The sequence below is a fragment of the Corallococcus sicarius genome (assembly GCF_003611735.1).
GTDB lineage: Bacteria > Myxococcota > Myxococcia > Myxococcales > Myxococcaceae > Corallococcus > Corallococcus sicarius.
In genome coordinates this window covers 1-459 of sequence record NZ_RAWG01000734.1, presented here as the reverse complement: position 1 = coordinate 459, position 459 = coordinate 1, and the positions used below count along the sequence as shown (strand labels likewise).

General features: G+C 63.4%; 1 protein-coding gene. It reads right to left on the bottom strand.

Going from position 1 to position 459, the window contains the following annotated elements; genetic code table 11:
• Positions 1-459, bottom strand: a 459-nt coding sequence (locus tag D7X12_RS45740; protein ID WP_208719652.1) for an IMP dehydrogenase, incomplete at both ends; no start/stop codon positions are given.

Here is a 459-nt window from a genome sequence, read left to right as displayed (position 1 = left end):
TTCGTGATCTGCACGTCGTGCACGTGCGATTCGTTCATGCCGGCAGCGGTGATCTCGACAAACTGCGCCTTCTCGTGCCATTCGGCAATCGATGCGCACCCGCAGTAGCCCATCGACGAACGAACGCCGCCAGTGAGTTGATGCACGATCGGCAATGCGGAGCCCTTGTAAGGCACGCGGCCCTCGATACCTTCGGGCACCAGCTTGTCGACGTTGGCGGTGTTGTCTTCCTGGAAGTAACGGTCGGCAGCGCCGTCCTTCATTGCGCCTACCGAGCCCATGCCGCGGTAGCTCTTGTACGAGCGCCCCTGGAACAGGAACACCTCACCCGGCGATTCGTCCGTGCCGGCAAACATGCCGCCCATCATCACGGTGTGTGCGCCGGCAGCCAGTGCCTTGGCCACATCGCCCGAGTAGCGGATACCGCCGTCAGCGATGAGCGGCACGCCGGTGCCCTTC